This window comes from Labilibaculum antarcticum, assembly GCF_002356295.1.
Classification (GTDB): domain Bacteria; phylum Bacteroidota; class Bacteroidia; order Bacteroidales; family Marinifilaceae; genus Labilibaculum; species Labilibaculum antarcticum.
On the sequence record NZ_AP018042.1, the window covers coordinates 3,715,486 to 3,739,416 of the forward strand.

The 23,931-nt window shown below is 35.6% G+C and carries 9 protein-coding genes; 4 read left to right on the forward strand and 5 right to left on the reverse strand.

Going from position 1 to position 23,931, the window contains the following annotated elements; all coding sequences use genetic code 11:
• Positions 1-531 precede the first annotated feature (531 nt).
• Together ALGA_RS14690 and ALGA_RS14695 are read left to right on the forward strand one after the other, a co-directional pair.
• Positions 532-13,611, forward strand: coding sequence for a T9SS type B sorting domain-containing protein (locus tag ALGA_RS14690; protein WP_096430259.1), 13,080 nt, complete (start codon positions 532-534; stop codon positions 13,609-13,611).
• Positions 13,611-14,636 carry a PorP/SprF family type IX secretion system membrane protein gene (locus ALGA_RS14695; RefSeq protein WP_096430261.1) on the forward strand — a complete coding sequence of 342 codons (1,026 nt, stop codon included), beginning with the start codon at positions 13,611-13,613 and terminating at the stop codon, positions 14,634-14,636. Before ALGA_RS14690 ends, ALGA_RS14695 begins: the two co-directional genes overlap by 1 nt.
• 23 nt (positions 14,637-14,659) lie before the next feature.
• On the opposite strand, the gene ALGA_RS14700 is transcribed toward ALGA_RS14695, so the two are convergent.
• Complete coding sequence (locus tag ALGA_RS14700; protein WP_096430264.1) at positions 14,660-17,095, reverse strand: cache domain-containing protein; 2,436 nt, start codon at positions 17,093-17,095, stop codon at positions 14,660-14,662.
• Positions 17,096-17,109: 14 nt separating this feature from the next.
• Complete coding sequence (locus ALGA_RS14705) at positions 17,110-17,670, reverse strand: hypothetical protein (protein ID WP_096430267.1); 561 nt, start codon at positions 17,668-17,670, stop codon at positions 17,110-17,112.
• A 388-nt stretch (positions 17,671-18,058) separates the two neighbouring features.
• On the opposite strand from ALGA_RS14705, the gene ALGA_RS14710 reads away from it, so the two are divergent.
• Entirely contained in the window at positions 18,059-21,097 is a 3,039-nt protein-coding gene (locus ALGA_RS14710) for a sensor histidine kinase (RefSeq protein WP_096430270.1), read from the forward strand.
• A 5-nt stretch (positions 21,098-21,102) separates the two neighbouring features.
• Here the strand turns inward: ALGA_RS14710 and ALGA_RS14715 are convergent, their stop codons facing one another.
• Complete coding sequence (locus tag ALGA_RS14715) at positions 21,103-21,915, reverse strand: aminotransferase class IV (RefSeq protein WP_096430272.1); 813 nt, start codon at positions 21,913-21,915, stop codon at positions 21,103-21,105.
• A gap of 214 nt (positions 21,916-22,129) precedes the next feature.
• On the opposite strand from ALGA_RS14715, the gene ALGA_RS14720 reads away from it, so the two are divergent.
• On the forward strand, positions 22,130-22,420 hold the full coding sequence (locus tag ALGA_RS14720; RefSeq protein ID WP_096430275.1) for a hypothetical protein: 291 nt from the start codon (positions 22,130-22,132) through the stop codon (positions 22,418-22,420).
• 42 nt (positions 22,421-22,462) lie between these two features.
• Here the strand turns inward: ALGA_RS14720 and ALGA_RS14725 are convergent, their stop codons facing one another.
• Both ALGA_RS14725 and ALGA_RS14730 read right to left on the reverse strand, forming a co-directional pair.
• Complete coding sequence (locus tag ALGA_RS14725) at positions 22,463-22,804, reverse strand: avidin/streptavidin family protein (protein WP_096430278.1); 342 nt, start codon at positions 22,802-22,804, stop codon at positions 22,463-22,465.
• Between the two features lie 71 nt (positions 22,805-22,875).
• On the reverse strand, positions 22,876-23,862 hold the full coding sequence (locus ALGA_RS14730; protein WP_096430281.1) for an isoaspartyl peptidase/L-asparaginase family protein: 987 nt from the start codon (positions 23,860-23,862) through the stop codon (positions 22,876-22,878).
• Positions 23,863-23,931: the final 69 nt, after the last annotated feature.

Here is a 23,931-nt window from a genome sequence, read left to right on the forward strand (position 1 = left end):
TCAACAAGAATAATATGTGGTACTACATTACCACAACACCAAGTTGTTAATGCCCAGTATATGAGCGAGTGTAGATGTGTTAATGTATGTGAAATGTTTTTATTGAATAGTGCATTTACATAGTGGTTTTATATTTAAGTAGTGAGTATGTTGGGGTGATGATTTGCATATTAATGCAATACCATTAAGCATAATTGAGTTATGGAGAGTATGAAAAGCATTATTTCATGCAATCGATTTCAGTTTCGTAGCCTCATTAATAAGATAGTGAAAAATTTTGACTGAGCAGAAGTGAATAAACTTAAGGTGATAGCTTCTTTATTTAGTCTGTGTTTTAATAAAAATTAAACATTCAGGCAATTTACTCATATCCTGTTTGTTATGTGTTTTTTTGACGAGGGGAGCCAAGTGATTCATTAAAAACCAAACATTAATCATTAAATTTACGTAATTAAAGTAAAAAAACAAAGCTTTCGTCAAAAGGCAGATGCCTGGAGATTTGGAGTAGACGGTTTTAATGAAAGGGTGAATATGAAAAGATTTCTACAGCTTATTTGTGTTACGATAGTTATAGTATTTAGTTATTCTTCAGGAACAGCACAAATACTGCGACCTGCTAATGATACAACTATCTGTGTTGGCGAATCTGTTATTCTGGAGGCGAAAACAGGTTCTTATATGTACAATTGGAGTACCGGTCAACTTTCACCGACAATTAGTGTCTCTCCTGTTGCTACAACGACTTACGATCTTCGTGTTTTTATTCCGGATACAGGAACAGAGTTAATTACGAATGGAGATTTTGAATTGGGGAATTTTGGTTTTTATAGCGAGTATGTGTATTGTCCGGATCCTGTTCTTTCTACAGATGATCATTCAAATAATGAATCTTTATGGATGGAGGGACGATATGCTGTTGATAGCAATCCTCAGGCATATCATGCTAATTTCTCTCCTTGCAATGGACAAACAGGAAATAGTCCTGATAAAATGCTAATTGTTAATGGAGCACCCGAAGAAGATGTTGTTGTTTGGAGTCAGACTATTACCGTAAATCCAAATCAATACTATGCCTTTTCAACTTGGGCGGCAAATGTTCATCCAACCAATCCAGCCAGACTGGAATTTATGATTGATGGAGTTCTAATGGGTGATTATATTGAACCTGGTGTTAATTTGACTTGTAATTGGGAAGAGTTTTATTCCTTATGGTATTCTGGCACAAAAACTTCTATTGAAATTTCTATTGTAAATAAAAATTTAATTCGAAGTGGTAACGATTATGCTTTGGACGGTATTTCGTTTAATCCTTTGGTTGAAGTGCCGGATAGTAGAACCGTTACAGTTATTCAGCCGGCAATTATTGACGCAGGTTCCGATTTAACTGTCTGTGGAAATGAAACAGCAAGTTTAGGGGCAACGGTGTCTAATCAAACAGGTTTTTTGTGGTCAACTTCCGGTGATGGTACGTTTTCTAATCCTTCGGATATTAATTCAACTTATACTCCTGGAAACAATGATACTTCTAATGGAAGTGTAGTTCTTATCGCAACGGCTAATTCGAATTCTCCGTGTGGAGTTGTTACGGATTTTATGACTCTTACTTTAAATCCTGTTCCTTTTATCGGTTTTGCAGATAACCAGGCCTCTTGTGGTGGAGAAAATGTTATTTTGGATGCAGAAAATCCAGGTTCCTCTTATTCTTGGAATACTGGAGAAACTTCTCAAACTATTGAGGTTTCGACGAGTGGAACTTATTCTGTTGAGGTTACCAATTCATTTCATTGTGTTGAAACGGATACTGTTTTTGTTGGTTTTTATCCAGATCTAATAATTGATTTAGGTCGCGATCGAAGAGTTTGTTCGGGAAACGCGGTGGTATTAAATGCAGGTATTTCAGGTGCAACTTATTTATGGAGTACTGGAGAAACAACGCAAGAGATTATTGTATATGATGATGGTAATTACTCTCTTACTGTTACAAGTTCAGATGGATGTATTGCAACAGATGATGTAAATGTGACTTTAGTTCCACCTCCGGTTGTTAATTTAGGACCTGATCAGGTATTAAATACAGGAGATGTAATTCGATTGGATGCTGGAAGTCATTTCTTCTATATTTGGGACGATGGGTCGAGAAATAGATACTTGGATGTTGATAAGCCTGGTTTGTATGCTGTTCGTGTTTTTGATATGAATGGCTGTTCAGCTATGGATATGATTAATATAACCAGTGCGACTGGTTTTATTCCTGACGTAACTTTAAATGATACAATTATTTGTAGAGATGAATCTGTTGAGCTTTATGCAGGAAATGATTTTCTATTTAATTGGGATGTAGATGGTTTATCTTCCAGAGTTGTAGTTTCACCAGATTCAACAACAACATACAATTTGCGTGTTTTCTATATTGATGAAACTTTGGAGCTGGTGAAAAATGGTAATTTTACTTTGGGAAATATAGAAATCAAAAGTGATTACAATTATTGTTCAAATGCTAGTAGTTGCAAATTTACATTAAGTAAATATACTGTAAGTGATAATACTGAATTTTTCGGTAATGATAAAAGTGATTGTAATGGTGTGACCGGTAATTCTCCGGATAGAATGATGGTGATTGAAGGAGGAAATTTAAATAGTACGGTTTGGGAGCAAGATATTGATGTCGATACAGATAGTTATTATGTCTTTGCTCTGAATATTACAAATCTTAAAAATGATAGTCATGACGATTTTGAACTTGTAATAAATGGAGTTGTTATTGAAAGTTTTAGTACGAATACTCCATGCAACTGGAACAAGTATCAGAGATTAGTTTATTCAGATGCTTCAAGTACATTAAATGTTCAAATCAATAATACTAGTACAACTGGTGTTGATAATGCTTTTGCTTTGGATGGTATTAGTATGTTTAAATTATCTGAGATTCCATTGGATGTAACGGTTGAAGTAATTCAACATGTAACGGCTGATGCAGGTTCAGATCTTGCTATTTGCGAGGCTGGGAAGGCTTCTCTAAATGGTAGTGTTACCAATGCATCATCTTTTGTATGGAGAAGTTTTGGTGATGGTTCTTTTGATGATTCAAACCTATTGAATGCAACATATACTCCTGGTAGTTTGGATGTTTCGAATGGATTTGTAGAGCTGGAATTAAGTGCTCAACCTATTCTTCCTTGTGTCGATCCTGCTAAAGATACCGTTCGTGTCGATATTAGTAGTAATCTGAATGTTGATTTGGGTTCGGATCAGGCGATTTGTGAAGGAAATACAGTTAGCTTAGATGCAGGTCATCCTGGTTCTGCTTATTTATGGAGTACAGGTGAGACTACTCAGACTATTATTATATCCTCTTCGGGTAATTATTCTGTTGATATAACGGATGTAAATGGATGTTTGGGGAGTGATAATATGAATCTAATGGTTTATCCAAATCCGATTGTTGATTTGGGTTTAGATCAGGAGGCTTGTTCGGGAAATACTATAATGCTTGAGGCTGGTCTTCCTGGTTCAACTTATTTATGGAGTACAGGTGAAACATTGCAAGCAATATTGGTATCTACATCTGGCAACTATTCTGTAATTTTAACTGATATTAATGGCTGTTCAGCTACCGATGATGCGAATGCGACTATTCATACAAATCCTACAGTCAATTTGGGAGCTGATCAGGAAACTTGTGCAGGAAGTACGATTACTTTCGATGCTGAAAATGCAGGTTCTACCTATTTATGGAATACAGGTGAAACCACACAGACAATAAGCGTTTCTACCTCGGGAAATTATTCAGTAACAATAACTGACACCAATGGTTGTTCTGCAACGGATGATGTGGATGCTACTATTCATGCAAATCCAACAGTTGATTTAGGAATTGATCAGGAAACTTGTTCAGGTGGTACAATTACATTTGATGCAGGAAATATCGGTTCTACCTATTTATGGAATACCGGAGAAACCACACAGACAATTGCAGTTTCTGTTTCAGGTAACTATTCGGTTGATATAACTGATGCTAATGGTTGTTCTGCAACCGATGATGTGGATGCAACGATTTATGCAAATCCAGTTGTTGATTTAGGAAATGATCAGGAAACTTGTGCAGGAAACAGCATCACATTTGATGCAGGAAATATCGGGTCAACTTATTTATGGAGTACAGGTGAAATAACTCAGACAATAAGCGTTTCGACTTCAGACAACTACAGTGTTACTATTAATGACGGGAATGGTTGTTCAGCGACAGATGATGTAAATGCAACCATTCATGCAAATTCAATAGTTAATTTGGGTGCTGATCAGGAAACATGTGCAGGAAACAGCATCACATTTGATGCAGGAAATATCGGTTCAACTTATTTATGGAATACCGGAGAAACTACTCAGACAATTTCAGTTTCAACTTCAGGTAACTATTCAGTTGTTATAACTGACGGTAATGGTTGTTCAGCAACGGATGATGCGGATGCTACGATCCATGCAAATCCAGTTGTTGATTTAGGAAATGATCAGAAAACTTGTTCAGGTAATAGCATCACATTTGATGCAGGAAATATCGGTTCAACTTATTTATGGTCTACCGGAGAAACAACTCAAACAAATACGGTTTCAACAAGTGGTAATTATAGTGTAACAGTAACTGATGCGAACGGTTGTTCTGCAACTGATGATGTGGATGCAACGATTTATGCAAATCCAGTTGTTGATTTAGGAAATGATCAGGAAACTTGTTCAGGTAACAGCATCACATTTGATGCAGGAAATATCGGTTCAACTTATTTATGGAGTACAGGTGAAACTAGTCAGACAATTACAGTTTCAACTTCAGGTAACTATTCAGTTGTTATAACTGACGGTAATGGTTGTTCAGCAACCGATGATGTGGATGCTACGATCCATGCAAATCCAACTGTTGATTTAGGAAATGATCAGGAAACTTGTTCAGGTAATAGCATCACATTTGATGCAGGAAATATCGGTTCAACTTATTTATGGAGTACCGGAGAAATAACTCAAACAATTGCAGTTTCAACTTCAGGTAACTATTCAGTTGTTATAACTGATGCGAACGGATGTTCTGCAACCGATGATGTGGATGCTACCATTCATGCAAATCCGGTTGTCGATTTAGGAATTGATCAGGAAACTTGTACAGGAAGTACGATTACTTTCGATGCGGGAAATGCTGGGTCAACTTACTTATGGTCTACAGGTGAAACGACACAGACAATCACTGTATCTGTTTCAGGTAACTATTCAGTTGTTATAACTGACGGTAATGGTTGTTCAGCAACGGATGATGCGGATGCTACGATCCATGCAAATCCAGTTGTTGATTTAGGAAATGATCAGAAAACTTGTTCAGGTAATAGCATCACATTTGATGCAGGAAATATCGGTTCAACTTATTTATGGTCTACCGGAGAAACAACTCAAACAAATACGGTTTCAACAAGTGGTAATTATAGTGTAACAGTAACTGATGCGAACGGTTGTTCTGCAACTGATGATGTGGATGCAACGATTTATGCAAATCCAGTTGTTGATTTAGGAAATGATCAGGAAACTTGTTCAGGTAACAGCATCACATTTGATGCAGGAAATATCGGTTCAACTTATTTATGGAGTACAGGTGAAACTAGTCAGACAATTACAGTTTCAACTTCAGGTAACTATTCAGTTGTTATAACTGACGGTAATGGTTGTTCAGCAACGGATGATGCGGATGCTACGATCCATGCAAATCCAGTTGTTGATTTAGGAAATGATCAGAAAACTTGTTCAGGTAATAGCATCACATTTGATGCAGGAAATATCGGTTCAACTTATTTATGGTCTACCGGAGAAACAACTCAAACAAATACGGTTTCAACAAGTGGTAATTATAGTGTAACAGTAACTGATGCGAACGGTTGTTCTGCAACTGATGATGTGGATGCAACGATTTATGCAAATCCAATAGTTAATTTGGGTGCTGATCAGGAAACTTGTGCAGGAAACAGCATCACATTTGATGCAGGAAATATCGGGTCAACTTATTTATGGAGTACAGGAGAAACAACTCAGACAATTACAGTTTCAGCAAATGGAAATTATTCAGTAACAATTACTGACGGCAATGGCTGTTCAGCAACCGATGATGTGGATGCTACTATTCACGCGAATCCAGTTGTCGACTTAGGAATTGATCAGGAAACATGCGAAGGTGGAACGATTACTTTCGATGCAGGAAATGCTGGATCAGATTATTTATGGAATACAGGTGAAACAACTCAGACAATTACAGTTTCAGCGAATGGAAATTATAGCGTAACAATAATTGACGCCAATGGCTGTTCTGCTACCGGTGATGTGGATGCTACTATTCATGCAAATCCAACTGTTGATTTGGGAGCTGATCAGGAAACTTGTGAAGGAGGAACGATTACTTTCGATGCAGGCAATGCTGGATCAGATTATTTATGGTCTACGGGTGAAACAACTCAGACAATAAGCGTTTTGACTTCAGGTAACTATTCAGTAACAATAACAGATACAAACGGTTGTTCAGCAACGGATGATGTGGATGCTACTATTCATGCAAATCCAACAGTTGATTTAGGAATTGATCAGGAAACTTGTTCAGGTGGTACAATTACATTTGATGCAGGAAATATCGGTTCTACATATTTATGGAATACCGGAGAAACTACTCAGACAATTACAGTTTCAGCAAATGGAAATTATTCAGTTGTTATAACTGACGCCAATGGTTGTTCTGCAACGGATGATGTGGATGCTACTATTCATGCAAATCCGGTTGTCGATTTAGGAATTGATCAGGAAACTTGTACAGGAAGTACGATTACTTTCGATGCGGGAAATGCTGGGTCAACTTACTTATGGTCTACAGGTGAAACGACACAGACAATCACTGTATCTGTTTCAGGTAACTATTCAGTTGTTATAACTGACGCCAATGGTTGTTCAGCAACTGATGATGTGGATGCTACTATTTATGCAAATCCGGTTGTCGATTTAGGAATTGATGAGGTAACTTGTGAAGGTGGAACGATTACTTTCGATGCAGGAAATGCAGGATCAGATTATTTATGGAGTACAGGTGAAATAACTCAGACAATAATCGTTTCGACTTCAGACAACTACAGTGTTACTATTACTGACGGGAATGGTTGTTCAGCAACGGATGATGCGGATGCTACTATTCATGCGAATCCTGTTGTTGATTTAGGAATTGATCAGGAAACATGTGCAGGAAACAGCATCACATTTGATGCAGGAAATATCGGTTCAACTTATTTATGGAGTACAGGTGAAACCACTCAGACAATTGCAGTTTCAGCTTCAGCTTCAGGTAACTATTCAGTTGTTATAACTGACGCCAATGGTTGTTCAGCAACAGATGATGTAAATGCAACCATTCATGCAAATCCAATAGTTAATTTGGGTGCTGATCAGGAAACATGTGCAGGAAACAGCATCACATTTGATGCAGGAAATATCGGTTCAACTTATTTATGGAGTACAGGAGAAACTACTCAGACAATTACAGTTTCAGCAAATGGAAATTATTCAGTAACAATAACTGATGCCAATGGTTGTTCTGCTACCGATGATGTGGATGCAACGATTTATGCAAATCCAGTTGTTGATTTAGGAAATGATCAGAAAACTTGTGCAGGAAACAGCATCACATTTGATGCAGGAAATATCGGTTCAACTTATTTATGGAGTACAGGTGAAACTACTCAGACAATTACAGTTTCAGCAAATGGAAATTATTCAGTAACAATAACTGATGCCAATGGTTGTTCTGCTACCGATGATGTGGATGCAACGATTTATGCAAATCCAGTTGTTGATTTAGGAAATGATCAGAAAACTTGTTCAGGTAATAGCATCACATTTGATGCAGGAAATATCGGTTCAACTTATTTATGGAATACCGGAGAAACCACACAGACAATTGCAGTTTCTGTTTCAGGTAACTATTCGGTTGTTATAACTGACGCCAATGGTTGTTCTGCTACCGATGATGTGGATGCTACTATTTATGCAAATCCGGTTGTCGATTTAGGAATTGATGAGGAAACTTGTGAAGGTGGAACGATTACTTTCGATGCAGGAAATGCAGGATCAGATTATTTATGGAGTACAGGTGAAATAACTCAGACAATTGCAGTTTCTGCTTCAGGTAACTATTCAGTTGTTATAACTGACGGGAATGGTTGTTCAGCAACGGATGATGTGGATGCAACTATTCATGCGAATCCCGTTGTTGATTTAGGAATCGATCAGGAAACTTGTGCAGGAAACAGCATCACATTTGATGCAGGAAATATCGGTTCAACTTATTTATGGAATACCGGAGAAACTACTCAGACAATTTCAGTTTCAACTTCAGGTAACTATTCAGTTGTTATAACTGACGGTAATGGTTGTTCAGCAACGGATGATGTGGATGCTACTATTTATGCAAATCCGGTTGTCGATTTAGGAATTGATGAGGAAACTTGTGAAGGTGGAACGATTACTTTCGATGCAGGAAATGCAGGATCAGATTATTTATGGAGTACAGGTGAAATAACTCAGACAATTGCAGTTTCTGCTTCAGGTAACTATTCAGTTGTTATAACTGACGGGAATGGTTGTTCAGCAACGGATGATGTGGATGCAACTATTCATGCGAATCCCGTTGTTGATTTAGGAATCGATCAGGAAACTTGTGCAGGAAACAGCATCACATTTGATGCAGGAAATATCGGTTCAACTTATTTATGGAATACCGGAGAAACTACTCAGACAATTTCAGTTTCAACTTCAGGTAACTATTCAGTTGTTATAACTGACGGTAATGGTTGTTCAGCAACGGATGATGCGGATGCTACTATTCATGCGAATCCTGTTGTTGATTTAGGAATTGATCAGGAAACATGTGCAGGAAACAGCATCACATTTGATGCAGGAAATATCGGTTCAACTTATTTATGGAGTACAGGTGAAACCACTCAGACAATTGCAGTTTCAGCTTCAGGTAACTATTCAGTTGTTATAACTGACGCCAATGGTTGTTCAGCAACAGATGATGTAAATGCAACCATTCATGCAAATCCAATAGTTAATTTGGGTGCTGATCAGGAAACATGTGCAGGAAACAGCATCACATTTGATGCAGGAAATATCGGTTCAACTTATTTATGGAGTACAGGAGAAACTACTCAGACAATTACAGTTTCAGCAAATGGAAATTATTCAGTAACAATAACTGATGCCAATGGTTGTTCTGCTACCGATGATGTGGATGCAACGATTTATGCAAATCCAGTTGTTGATTTAGGAAATGATCAGAAAACTTGTTCAGGTAATAGCATCACATTTGATGCAGGAAATATCGGTTCAACTTATTTATGGTCTACCGGAGAAACAACTCAAACAAATACGGTTTCAACAAGTGGTAATTATAGTGTAACAGTAACTGATGCGAACGGTTGTTCTGCTACCGATGATGTGGATGCAACGATTTATGCAAATCCAGTTGTTGATTTAGGAAATGATCAGGAAACTTGTTCAGGTAACAGCATCACATTTGATGCAGGAAATATCGGTTCAACTTATTTATGGAGTATAGGTGAAACTACTCAGACAATTACAGTTTCAGCAAATGGAAATTATTCAGTAACAATAACTGATGCCAATGGTTGTTCTGCTACTGATGATGTGGAAGCTACCATTCATGCAAATCCAGTTGTTGATTTAGGAATTGATCAGGAAACTTGTGAAGGTGGAACGATTACTTTCGATGCAGGAAATATCGGTTCAACTTACCTATGGAGTACAGGTGAAACTACTCAGACAATTGCAGTTTCTGCTTCAGGTAACTATTCAGTTGTTATAACTGACGCCAATGGTTGTTCAGCAACGGATGATGTGGATGCAACTATTCATGCGAATCCCGTTGTTGATTTAGGAATCGATCAGGAAACTTGTGCAGGAAACAGCATCACATTTGATGCAGGAAATATCGGTTCAACTTATTTATGGAATACCGGAGAAACTACTCAGACAATTTCAGTTTCAACTTCAGGTAACTATTCAGTTGTTATAACTGACGGTAATGGTTGTTCAGCAACGGATGATGTGGATGCTACTATTTATGCAAATCCGGTTGTCGATTTAGGAATTGATGAGGAAACTTGTGAAGGTGGAACGATTACTTTCGATGCAGGAAATGCAGGATCAGATTATTTATGGAGTACAGGTGAAATAACTCAGACAATTGCAGTTTCTGCTTCAGGTAACTATTCAGTTGTTATAACTGACGGGAATGGTTGTTCAGCAACGGATGATGTGGATGCAACTATTCATGCGAATCCCGTTGTTGATTTAGGAATTGATCAGGAAACTTGTGCAGGAAGTACGATTACTTTCGATGCGGGAAATGCTGGGTCAGATTATTTATGGTCTACTGGAGAAATAACTCAGACAATAAGCGTTTCGACTTCAGGTAACTATTCAGTAACAATAACAGACGCCAATGGTTGTTCAGCAACGGATGATGTGGATGCTACGATCCATGCAAATCCAGTTGTTGATTTAGGAAATGATCAGGAAACTTGTTCAGGTAACAGCATCACATTTGATGCAGGAAATATCGGTTCAACTTATTTATGGAGTACAGGTGAAACTACTCAGACAATTACAGTTTCAGCAAATGGAAATTATTCAGTAACAATAACTGATGCCAATGGTTGTTCTGCTACTGATGATGTGGAAGCTACCATTCATGCAAATCCAGTTGTTGATTTAGGAAATGATCAGGAAGCTTGTGAAGGTGGAACGATTACTTTCGATGCAGGAAATATCGGTTCAACTTATTTATGGAGTACCGGAGAAATAACTCAAACAATTGCAGTTTCAACTTCAGGTAACTATTCAGTTGTTATAACTGATGCGAACGGATGTTCTGCAACCGATGATGTGGATGCTACCATTCATGCGAATCCAGTTGTTGATTTAGGAATTGATCAGGAAACTTGTGCAGGCAACAGCATCAGATTTGATGCAGGAAATGCTGGGTCAGATTATTTATGGTCTACTGGAGAAATAACTCAGACAATTGCAGTTTCAGCTTCAGGTAACTATTCAGTTGTTATAACTGACGCCAATGGTTGTTCAGCAACAGATGATGTAAATGCAACCATTCATGCAAATCCAATAGTTAATTTGGGTGCTGATCAGGAAACTTGCGAAGGTGGAACGATTACTTTCGATGCAGGAAATGCTGGATCAGATTATTTATGGTCTACGGGTGAAATCACTCAGACAATTGCAGTTTCGACAAGTGATAATTATAGCGTAACAGTAACAGACGCCAATGGCTGTTCTGCTACTGGTGATGTGAATGCTACGATCCATGCAAATCCAGTTGTTGATTTAGGAATTGATCAGGAAACTTGTTCAGGTGGTACAATTACATTTGATGCAGGAAATATCGGTTTAACTTATTTATGGTCTACAGGTGAAACCACTCAGACAATTGCAGTTTCTGCTTCAGGTAACTATTCAGTTGTTATAACTGACGCCAACGGATGTTCTGCGACTGATGATGTGGATGCAACTATTCATGCGAATCCAGTTGTTGATTTAGGAATTGATCAGGAAACTTGTGCAGGTAACAGCATCACGTTTGATGCAGGAAATGTTGGTTCTACTTATTTATGGAATACAGGTGAAATTACACAGACAATCACTGTATCTGTTTCAGGTAACTATTCAGTCGTTATAACTGACGCCAATGGTTGTTCAGCAAGTGATGATGTGAATGCAACTATTCATGCAAATCCAACAGTTGATCTGGGAGCCGATCAGGCACTTTGTGAAGGAAGTATTGTTCTTGATTCAGGCAATCAAATTGGTAGCTATTTATGGAATACAGGTGAAACCACACAAACTATTACGGTTTCTACTTCAGGTAATTATTTTGTAGATTTTACTGATGCAAATACTTGTACTGCAACTGATAGTATTACCGTGGAATTTTATCCGGCATTTGATTTTAATTTGTCTTACTCAACAAATTTAGTTTGTCATGGAGACTCTACCTATATTGAAGGTCCAATTCAAGCAGGATATACTTATCAATGGAATAAGGATGGTTCTCCATTAATTGGGAAAACAAATTATTCTATAAAAGCTGGAGATACAGGATGGTATACTCTTAGTGTATTTAATGAAAATGCTTGTTTTGCTTCTGATAGTGTTCATGTAGAAATAATTCAGCTTCCAAACAACCCACTACCGAATCAGATTGATATGTGTTTTGGAGAATCAGTACTATTGGATATAGGAGCTGGAGAAAGCTTTTTATGGAGCGATGATGTTACAACACAGACAAGATTGGCTTACACAAGTGGTGTTTATTCTGTAGAAGTTAGAGATTATAATGGTTGTATTGGTTACGATTCCGTGAACGTAATTGTTCATGATCTTCCAATAGTTGACTTGGGGCCTGACCTATTTATTTGTAAAGGGGAAGAATTGATTATTGAAGCACCTGATGGATATCAGTCAGAATGGATTCCCGGAGGACAAACAAAAGAAATTTATGTGTACAATGAGGGTGAATTTACCTTGAAAGCAACCGATAATTTTGGATGTGTCGGCCATGATGAAATTCGAATATTTGTTCACGATAATCCTAATGTTTATTTAGGACGCGATACTGTAATTGGTGAGGGAACAACGATCTTACTTGATGCAGGAAGCGGATATGTTCAATATGAGTGGAGTAATCAGGAAAGTTCACAATTTTTAAAAGTAAATCGTGATGGAGAATATGCTGTTAGTGTTATAGATGTGAACGGCTGTAGGGGTAATGGAAAAGTGAAAGTTGCTGTGAATCCTGTTCCTAGTATCCATTTAGGTGGAAACGCTGGCATTTGTGAAGGAACATCTCTTTTGTTGGATCCAGGACACTGGGAAAGATATAAATGGAGTACAGGTGAAACAACAAGAACAATTAATGTGAACCAAACGGGTGATTACATCGTAAGTGTTTGGGATGTATACGGAATAATGGGGACAGATACATTGCATGTAGAGGTTTACCCTAGTCCGGAGTTAAGTTTGACTGCTGATACTTTAAGCTTTTACAAAGGTCAGACTGTTACAATAGATGCTGGTTCTGGGTACTCTTCTTATTACTGGAGTACTGGTTCCGATTGGAGAAGTATTGAGGTGGACGAGCCTGGAGATTATTCCGTTCAGGTAATAAATGATTTTGGTTGTGTTGCACAATCTGCAGCCGCGGTGAAATTGTTACAGCCTAAAATGGTTGTTCCAAATGTTTTTACACCGAATGGGAAAGGTCCAAATGAGATTTTTTATCCTGTTTTCAAAGGTGTCGTTACCGATTTTGAATTGTATATTTATTCTCGTTGGGGTGAACAAGTGTTTGAGTTGAGAAGAGATGTTGTAAGCAATAATGAGCTTAAATATGACGGGTGGAATGGAACCTACAAAGGAGAAGAATCGGAAATTGGTGTTTACGTTTGGATGATTTTTTACGGTGGAAAAGAACGTGCGCATGGTACTGTAACTTTATTTAGATAATGAGAAACGAACTGAAAATAGTAAGTGTTGTTATGCTATTATTGAATTCTTTAAATCTGTTTGCACAGGATGTAGAGTTCTCTCAGTTCTACGCGAATAAAATTTATTTGAATCCGGCATTTGCTGGTTCTGATTTTGATCCTAGAATTTCATTTGGCTACAGAAATCAATGGCCCGAATTAAATTCAGCATACATAAGTTATAGTGTAGCTTACGATCAATATGTAAATGCCCTTGGCGGTGGTGTTGGATTGCAGATTATGCAAGATGAACAAGGCGATGGAACAATTAGTACCACAACGGCAAGTGGAATGTATGCCTACACATTGAGAGTCTCGCGTAATTTGTCGATAAAAACAGGTTTTCAGGTTTCATTTATCCAGCGAAAATTGAATACTTCTAATTTCACATATCCAGACCAGACAGATGAATTCTATATAAATGGCTTAATAAATCCGTTTACCGGAGAAGGAGCAATTGATCGCTTAAACAGGAATTATTTTGATTTTTCATCTGGAGTAATAGCCGCTTACAAAAATTGGTTTATTGGATTTGCTGCCCATCACGTAACGGAACCAAATGAAACTTTTAAAGATGAGAGTGACTATTCCAGATTGCCAAGGAAATACACCTTGCATTGTGGTGTTAATGTGCCAGTTTTCCGAAATGGTTTACATCGATCTTCTTTCAGTTTAGCTCCTAGTTTCTTATATCAGCAGCAATCAACAAATAAACAGTTGAATTATGGTTTGTACCTTTCAAAAGGATCAATTATTTACGGAATGTGGTACAGGGATAATTTGGAGTTGGAATACGATGCAATAATCCTGCAATTAGGAATAATTCGTGATTGGTGGCAAGTTTCCTATAGTTACGATAAAACGATCTCAAAATTAATACACACAAATACTGGAGCCCACGAAATTTCTTTTTTAATGAGATTTAAAAATAGATCATCAGGTTCCATGGAAAAAAATCTTCGGCGTCGAAGACAAATTGGTAGAATTAAATGTCCGAAATTTTAAATGTCTAAAATATTAGGTTTTTATTAAATCATTTTGTGTATGATTTCAATGAGTTCTTGTTTGATAATTGGTTTGGCAATATAGCCATCAAATCCTGACTTCAGAACCTGTTCTCTTTCATTCGCTTTGGCATATGCTGTTTGAGCAATTATCTTTGTGTCTGGTCTATCTTTCTTTATTAACTTAAGCGTGTCATACCCATTTAAATTTGGCATTTGTAAGTCTAAAAGAATCAAATCAAAATGGCTTTTTGTACAATGATCAATCGCCATTTCACCTGTTTTTGCAATTATAATTTCAATACCAGTCGTTTTAAGCATTTTTTCTAAAAGAGTGAGGTTTACTTTATAATCATCCACGATAAGTATCTTCTTCCCAGTCAGCTTTTTTTTAGAACTTAAATCATCACTAAGAGAGGTGTTATTTGGCCTTGGCGTTTTATCTTTCTGATAAGGGATACTTATGAAGAAGCTACTCCCAACATCCACCGTAGATTCTAACCATAATTTACCATTTAAAAGCTTGGTAAGTTTTTTCGAAATAGAAAGTCCCAGACCAGTTCCCCCATATTTTCGAGCATGGGAATCGTCTGCTTGTCGAAATCGGTTAAAAATAACATCTTGTTTGTCTTTTGAGATCCCGATACCAGTATCTTTCACAGAAAAAATTATCTCATCTTCGTTTAGTTGATATGACACAACAATACTTCCTTTTTCAGTAAATTTCAAAGAATTCTCAACAAGATTTGTTATGATTTGTTTTAAACGATATGGATCTGTATAAATAATAGATTGTTCATCACTTAATCCTTTAGAGAACTGGAGGTTAATGTGATCTTTGCCTTTACCGGTTTTAATTTTTTTGAATGTTTGATGCAGCTCTTCAAAAAGCTGATTCAGATTAAAAATGGTCTTCGATATTTTTAATTCTCCCGATTCAATTTTTGAAAAATCGATAATATCATTAATTAAATTAAGTAAGGAATTACCACTGTTACTTATATGACTGAAAAATTGTTTTCTAGTCTCCATGGGTAAGTCATCTTGTTGCAGCAACTCCGAAAATCCAATTATTGCATTCATTGGAGTACGTATTTCATGCGACATATTTGCCAGGAAGGAAGATTTTAAGCGATCCGATTCTTCCGCATGCTCTTTAGCAATCTGTAACTCGTTTTCTTTTTGACTTCGGATATCAATCATTTTATTGATTGTTTTTGACATCTCTCGAAATTCAGGGAAATACAAATCGTCAGGATTAATTTTAAAAGATTGAGTAGATGCTTTGCGGAAAAAATTGTTGAACGAAACAAAGTTTCGATTCATTTTCTTTGAAATAAATTTTGAAGTGAAATAAAAGATAAGAATAGCGATTCCAATTAGAATAATTATCTGGTAAATATAATTAAAAACGGTTTCGCGTAATTCAGTACTTGCAATTGCAATATTTTCATCTATTTCTTTTGTATATATACCTGCCCCAATTACCCAATCCCAATCATCAATTGTTGTAATATATGAGATCTTAGTTCCTTTGTCCGAGCTTGGATCTTCATATTCAACAAAGCCTTCCTTTTCAATCTCTGCATGTGATAAAAAGCTTTCAACATTCTTTCGACGATGAATATTTTTATAATCTCTGTAATTTTTTCCAATACTTGCTGAGTCTCTATGAAATAAACAAGTTCCATCTTTTTTATAAACAAAGTAATAGTTGTCTTCGCCTACAGTAATCTGACTAATTCTATTTAATGCTTCTTTTTGGTTTTCATCCTGTAGGTCATCTAAAAAAGCGTAGCTTCCAAAGTACCAATTGTAGGGTGTGAATTTCTTTATAAACGATACTTTTGTGTATGCATTGAATTTGTTTTTTACTTTTTTAGTATTCTCATATTTAGTGTAAGCCTCATTCTGGAACTTCATTAAGTTGATTTCATTCTTAATGAGATAATTTTTATTTAGATCCTGTAGATTAATTAAATTTCGACCTTCATTTACTTTGGAATAAGGGTATAGAACACCAACTCCGGTTATGGTGTTGATAAATACATATCCTCTACTATTTGCAAATCGCAATGGAGAAATAGCTTGTTTAATTCTCAGTTTTATTTCCTTATCGGATATTTTCCCTTTGTTTTGCTGGTAAATATTTGAGGCAATTGCATCTGCTTGATTAACCAGGTTCTTAAGTCTGTTTTTTATTCTGGATTCAGCTTGATTATTTTGATAATTGATGAAGTCGGTACATTCATCTGTTTTACTGATGAGTAATTTTTTCTGTTGAGCTATGGATTTAATTCTAAGTGCTTCAGATTCAGAAGTGAAATTTGATACTTCTTTATAGATCCAAATGCCGCCTATTCCAACAAGAAAAGTAACTGTTAAGACTAGAAATAGCAGAAAGTAAGCTCTATTAATACTCAGATTATTTTGTTTGTCTTGTAAAGGTTTGAAATTCATGATCTAAAATTAATTCAAATTTTGAATTGTGATATTAATTGGTCAAAAATTGGATTGAATATTTCAAATCCTGATTGAATGTCATTTTTTACTTTATCATCAATTAAATTTTCATTTAAATCATCATGGACAGAATGCTTGTTGATGATACTCATGTCGTAACGTCTGGTTTCTGAGTTGATTACGAAATGCGGAATGGTGTGGTATGCTGCTTTTATTGAAAACTGATCCTTACTCATTATTTCCTTTTCGAGTAGGAAATTGTACAAGTCAATAAAATGGATGGATGAATTAGATAGAAACACCCGAAGTTCAAATTTTAATGAAAGTGGAATTTCGTAAAAGAAATTAAAGTCTTTGTATGCTTTATTTTGATAATGTATGGTGACACGATTCATATTTACATCGGTATGATTGAATTCTACATGCCAATCCAAATTGGGAATTGTAGTAAGGTCTTTTTTTATTGCGTGAAGAATTTTTAACCTAGGGAGTGTATTGTGAACGAAATTTTGATTTCCTGAATACTCTTGGCTAAGCTTTTCTAAATTTACAGCAGTGAAAGGATATCTCATAAGACGATTTTTCGAAATTGGTAATTTAATACGACAAAAGAAGTGAAATTATGTGAATTGTTGGTGAAATAAATATGAAATCGTATTTTTTTATGTTTTTACCGAACCTCATGAGTTCTATACGATTTTTTAGCAGAAATGGTTTGCATTTTAATATCACAATTAGTGATAGTTCGAATTGGTTTTGTTAATCAAGAATCAGAGTAGATAAGTTAAATGAAACGTAAAGTTGGATTTGTATTTTAAGAAGATTCATAACGAGTGTATTTCTGTTAAATAACAATCATTATAAGATGTTCAACTTATTTTATCGATAAATAAATACGAATAATCAAACTTGGCACATTTGACACCGTTTTAATTTATTGATATTTATTAATATTGCATCATGATTTTTAGACAAAGAGTTTTAATCTTGATAATGTTGGTTTTTGTTGGTTTGCCAATGTGCGTAAAAGCGGATTTGCAGCCGATCAGGAATTTCTCATTGTCCGATGGTCTTCCCAGTAATATTGTACTTGATATTTTTGAGGATTCGCGAGGATTGGTTTGGCTCGCGACTGATGCGGGATTATTCGAGTTTTTGGGTGAAGACATTAAGTTTCGAAAAGAACTCTCAAGATTACAGGGAGAGAGAATTAATTCAATTTGCGAAGACGAAAAAGGAAATTTGTGGTTTTCAGCACGAGGTGTTGGACTTTGTAAATTTGATGGGAATAAACTCTCAATTATTCAGTTAGACTCAGTTGCGATAGAGAATGATATTACCAGCCTTATAAAAAGTTCAACTAGTGATAATTTAATTCTCGCATCTTCAGAAGGAGTATTTGTCTGTGATGTTCAAAACTCAAAATTGGAACAGGCATGTGATTCATGTAAGAATCCAGTTCTTAAAATCCGACAATATCAAAATAAATTTGTTGCGAATGGTTTAACTCAAAATAGAAACTTTGAATTCGAAATAGAGTCGGGCAAGGTTCTGGAATATAGTATTGATTCAAATTTACCCAATGTTTATTTCGGTTTGCAAAACGATCCTAATACACTAAAAGATGTTTTAAAATCGGGCAAACCATTCACACTTCATACTAATACAGGAAAGAAATTTGTTTGTGATGTAACTGAAGTTGAAGAAAATGAAAAGCTGGGGTTTTATTTGCTTAGGTATTTTGAAAAGGACATTGAGAAACAAAAAATAGTAAAGCTTACGGGTGGCTTACTTTCAGATCTGTCGGTAGAAAAGATGTTGGGTAAATACATTATTAATACTATTTTTTTAAGAAAAGGATATGATGAATTATGGCTTGGAACTCATAATCAGGGTTTAATTCTATTGCAAAAATCAAAGTTCGCTTATCTGGATTCTGATTTGCTGGGATTACAAAATTCTCTTATACAAGATTTTATTTCTGATAAGCAAGGAAATTTTATTGTGGCAAGCAGAAATGAGATTAGCCTTATTCAAGATTTTAAAATTAAACATTCCTTAAAAGCTAAGGATTTGTGTCGGCTTTGTAATGGGAAATTTAACTGTTCCAAAAATTTATCGATCTATAAGTTAGCTGTCGATAAGGATGAATTAGTTTGGATATCAACCAGTAAAGGTTTTTTTACCGTCAACACAAATAGTTTTCAATTAGAATATATTGGCATTACTCCAGCCAAGAATTTTGTCTTCACTGATGATAACGAGTTACTTTGTTTTTGGCAGAATCAGCTTCAGTTTTATACCAAGAGCGGATTGAAATCACAAAAGCCAATCTTTGAATTTTTAAAATCGGCTACTATTGATGTTAGTAAAATGATTGCAACGGATTCAAGCATATGGATCTCAACTCGCCAAAAAGGAATTGTACGATACGAGAATCACAAATTTAGCATCTTCAATAGGCGGAATTCAAATATTCACAATGTTATAAATGATATTCTGGTATTGCCGGATTCAACTATAATTGCAGGCGGGAATAATGGGCTGATTTACAAGATTAAAAGTAAACCTAATAAGTTAGTTGTAGTTGACTCCATTACTAGTTTAGATGGTTTAATGGGGACTTCTATTCAAGGAATTCAATATCTTTCGGATGGTTCATTATGGTGTGGAACAAATCTGGGAGTACATCGTTTTGAATACAATTCTTGGGGAAATGAATCAGAATTGCAATTTAATTTTTGGAACTCGAAAGGTGGATATTTGGACCAAACAGGAGAGAAGTCAATTATTGATGAAAATCAGAATATTTGGGTAAAGGCAAAGAATAGATTATTGAAGATTGAAACGAGTCCTGAAATTGGAAAGATTTTTGAAAGTAAAATTAGTCTTAAATCAATTCGAATTCATAATGAAGATTGGGAGGCAGATAGCACGCAGGTAAATATATGGACAAATGCACCGATTGAACCAATTAGTTTTAAGTATGATGAAAATGATTTGACTTTCACATTTGGATTTGATTTTTGTCAGAATGATTCAAATGTTCGCTTTAGATATTTATTAGACGGATTCGATGATAAATGGTCGAATTGGAGTGAATCCCCCCAAGCTGTATTTTCTTATTTACCCAGTGGGGATTATATTTTAAAAGTTGAAGGAAAACAATTAAGTGAAGGAGTGGTTATGCCCTTTGGGTTTCAGATAAAGGTGAAAACTCCTTGGTGGAAAACGTGGTGGTCTATCATGTTGTCGAGCTTGCTATTTATAGGTATTGTTTATTTAGCCATGTGGTTATATACCTATTTTATTAGAAAGAGAGAAAAAGCACGAACCAAACAGTTTAACAGACTTATTGGTTTGAAAATGAAATCGCTGCAAAACCAATTGGATCCGCATTTTATATTTAATGCACTAAATTCTATACAGAGCTATATTCTGGAAGAACAAAAAGAGAAGGCTTTAGAATATCTTTCAGATTTCTCAAATGTCTTGCGGAAGAATATTGGTAATGCAAATAAGGATTTTATTTCCTTATCAGATGAAATTGCTTATCTGCGGCTTTATTTAAAATTGGAGCAGATGCGATTTTCTGATAAATTCTCATACGAAATTAATGTAAATGCTTCCATTAACCCTTATAAGTATAAATTACCTCCAATGTTGATACAACCATTTCTGGAGAATGCGATTAAATATGGATTAGTTGGATCTGAGAAAAAGGGAAATCTTGATGTGAGTTTTGAGCTTGAACAAGATGGATATTTGAGATGTGTCATTACAGATAATGGCGTTGGGCGAAAAAAAGCAAAAGGTTTGCATGAGGATTCGAACATTAAAATTCATCATAAAACCCTATCAATCACTAAGGATAGGATAAAGCTATTGAATAAAGTTCAGAATAATGGCAGAGTATATGGTTATTCGATTGAAGATTTGGCAGATGGGGCTGGATTACCAAATGGAACCAAGATTGAAATAGGATTTCCTAAACAGTAGATAAGCTACTTTAAATAGTCATTAATTTTAGCTTGAAGAACTTCTGATAACCTGCTTACGATATCATGAGTACTTGAATAGCTAATTGAATTGATTCTCTTTATCGGCAGAATACGTAAGGATGTACCAGTTAAAAAAGCTGCATCATAATTTGGTAGATCATCATACTGAATAGAATGTTTTCGAATCGGAATCCCAAGCTCTACTGCCGATTCAATTACTTTGCTACGAATAATTCCGTGTAAAACATCTGCATCGAGAGCAGTGTGTAATTCATTATTTTTAATAAAAAACAGATTGGATCTGCTTCCTTCTGTTATGTTTCTCAAGGAGTTAAGAAGAAGAACTTCGAATATTTCAGCATCTTTAATTAAATCATTGGTTTTAGAACGAAGTGAGTGATTGTATATTTTTGCATTAGGTATTGGCCGTTCTGCCGGATGAACAAGAGTTCTGACACCATTTTGATACTGTTCTTCATTTGGGTAATAATGTTTGATAAAATAAGCTAGCAACGTTTTATTATTACCATCAAATTGAAATACCAATTTGATATTTCCATATTGACAATCGTTTAATGCAATTAGTTTTGCAATGTTTTCTTTAATCTGATCGAAGTTTAACCAAATGTTTTGCTTTAATTGTGATGCAGAATTTGTTAAACGTTCAAAATGAGCTTCAAGAAATAACGGTTTCCCTGATACTATTCGAATAACTTCGTACAGAGCTATTCCTCGAAGTAAGATTTTGTCATCAAAATCTTTCGCAGGTTTGGTTTTATTATTTTTTATGAAAATATATCTGAAACATTCACTCATAATCAACAGCCTCTATTCTAAATGGAAATTAACTATACAAATAAACTTTTTTTGCTCACCAATTGCAATGATATGAGGATTATTAATTCGTAGTAGATCTTATAAATACTAGAATTTGAAAGCTCGTAAATAAAAATTAATTTCTAAATAATAGAACTACATGCTTTTAGTATTTTTAGTAATTTAGCAGTAATTAAATTCTAAAATTGTAAATATGGCAAGTAGAAGAAATTTTAAAAAAGACATAAATTTCCTAACAAACGAGATCTTAACCAGAGGAATCATTCATCTAAATTTTTTCGGACGTGAAAAATCAAAAGATGTGTATGATATCATGAATGAGGCAGCATCATCACGAAATGATTATATCGCTCGTCTTAATCAGAACCTAAGGGATAAAACAGCAAAAGAAATTAAAAATCATTACAAGACTATTTACGATGATTTATTGAATTCAACTTACGACCTACTAGATAAAATTGATAATATAGATAGTAGAATCTAATTTTAAATACAAAAAAGGGCTGTTTAGCCCCTTTTTTATGCCCTATGGTTTTCTAAAAGTTCCTACCCCGGTAAGAATTGCTTTGGCTAGTTGTTCTTCTTCACCACCTTCACTTTGCGACAAGTGCCACATTGTATGAATAACCGGCCCAATTTCATCGATTTCAAAACGACCAGTCCAAGAAGCTAAAGATCCATATTTTTCAAAATCTACCATGAATACAATGACGTTGGCATTTATTTTTCCTATTATTTCAAATTTTTCTTCAAATCGAGGTTGCCCAATAGCCGTTTGGAAAGTGCCACTCACACGATTTTCAGTAACCGCTAAATCCATCTCTGAATTATATTGGTTTCTCCATTTTCCGTTAAGATTGATCTTCATGATATTTTTTTTTGGATTGTTGTCTAAGTTTAATTTACTTCGAAAAGTTCAATCCACAAAATAATTCACTCTTATTTATAAATTAACACTTCAGTTTCCCCTTTTGAATTTAAATACGCTCTGTACATTCCATTCGTATTCATTTTCATCACAATGTTACCATTTTTGTCGAGCCCGATTACACCACCTGCACCTCCAATTTTGCTTAGTTTTTCAATCATTTTATTGGAAGCTTCATCCAGACTTATATTCAGGTATTCCATCATGGCTGAAATATCCTTTGCTACACCAAGTCGGATAAAAAATTCGCCATGACCCGTGCAAGAAATGGCGCAGGTCTCATTGTTGGCATAAGTGCCTGCTCCAATAATCGGAGAGTCTCCAATACGACCGAAACGCTTATTGGTCATGCCTCCAGTAGAGGTTCCGGCCGCCAGGTTTCCGTCTTTATCCAAAGCAACACATCCAACCGTTCCGTGACGATCTTCCGGAGTCATCTCCTTCTCTTTTTTAAGGATTCTCTGGAGGTGATCCCATCTGTTTTGTGTGAAAAAATAACTGTTGTCAACTATTTCCAGTCCTTGTGCTTTTGCGAATTCAGAAGCTCCATGACCGCTTAGCATCACATGTTCGGAATTCTCCATTACTTTTCGGGCGGCGCTAATAGGATTTTTTATATCGTCAACTCCAGCTACCGCCCCAGCATTTAAATCTTTTCCCCACATAATTGAGGCGTCAAGTTCGTTTCTTCCGGAGTTTGTAAATACCGCACCCTTTCCAGCGTTAAATAAGGGGGAGTTCTCAAGAATATGAATTGTTTTTTCAACAGCATCAAGACTACTTCCTCCATTTTTTAATACTGAATCACCAATCATAAGTGCATTTTGGAGTACTTTTTTATACTGTACTTCTTTTTCAGGAGTAAAATTTTCTTTTAATAGTGTTCCTGCGCCTCCATGAATTACTATTGCATATTTAGGATTGTTATCTGGATATAGAAGGAAAGCACTCACTATGAATAGTAATAGAACCAATATTGGTAAAATTGCATTTTTCATGAAAGAGAAGTTTTTTTACGTAAATAGGAAATGATTTGTAGGAGGAATGTCAGAGTTTGCAAAGATCGT